The 838-nt window shown below is 61.0% G+C and carries 1 protein-coding gene; it reads right to left on the bottom strand.

The window, feature by feature from the left end; translation table 11 throughout:
• Positions 1-53: 53 nt before the first annotated feature.
• Complete coding sequence (locus tag E0493_RS22945) at positions 54-788, bottom strand: IS6 family transposase (RefSeq protein WP_160939581.1); 735 nt, start codon at positions 786-788, stop codon at positions 54-56.
• Positions 789-838: the final 50 nt, after the last annotated feature.

The raw sequence follows: 838 nt of genomic DNA, 5'->3' as shown, positions 1-838 counted from the left end.
GGTTGTGTTGCGAAGTTTGCAGCAGATTGCGAATGGCCGCGACAGGCTCCAGATCAGGCGGCGATCTGGAACAGCCCGGCGACGAAGTTGGCTTGGCCCCGCATATCTCGTCGGCCAACTTTCCGAACCTGCCCCTTCCTGATCATCGCCATTGCCTCGTAGCCTGCCAGTGTTCGTCGTGCTGTATGGAAACCACCGAAACCAAGCCCTGGTCTGACCAGGCGCTTTACGTGCCGGTGGTCTTGTTCCACTATGTTATTCAAGAACTTGCATTGTCGTAGCCGGGCGAAGTGCCACAGCTCCCCGTCTGCTTTCATCTCCGCTGTGGCGCAAGGGTAAGCCGGGTTCTTGTCCACGGTGATGGTGCGCGGGTTCACCGTGTGCGGCTGCCCGAGCGCCTTGCGGAAGAAGCGCTTCGCGGCTTCGGCATCCCGCTTGGCCGAAATTAGGAAGTCGATGGTCTGCCCACGGCTGTCGACTGCGCGATACAGGTACATCCAGCGGCCCTTCACCCGCACGTAGGTCTCGTCAACCCTCCACGATCCGTTGGACAGGCGTAGATAGGGCCGGAGCCGCCGCTCCAGCTCCGGTGCATAGGCCTGGATCCATCGAAAGATGGTGGTGTGTGCGATGTCGACACCGCGGTCCTGCAGCATGAGCTCGAGGTCGCGGTAGCTGATCGGGAACATCAGGTACCAGCGCACTGCCCAGAGGATCACCTCCGCCGTGAACTGCCGACCTTTGAAGGTCAGATCCGTCCGGAGTTTCGCCAGCTGCCGTCGTGCCATACTCCAGCTTGGCCGCGATCGCGCCGGACCACAAAAGATGCAACAGAACC

Origin of the sequence: Teichococcus coralli, from assembly GCF_009829925.1 — a bacterium.
In the GTDB taxonomy this organism is placed as follows: domain Bacteria; phylum Pseudomonadota; class Alphaproteobacteria; order Acetobacterales; family Acetobacteraceae; genus Pseudoroseomonas; species Pseudoroseomonas coralli.
This window is presented reverse-complemented; position numbering and strand designations above follow the sequence as displayed.

What these genes read in the sequence shown, in the direction of transcription:
- E0493_RS22945 (WP_160939581.1), bottom strand. Translation starts at nt 788, where the DNA reads ATGGCACGACGGCAGCTGGCGAAACTCCGGACGGATCTGACCTTCAAA.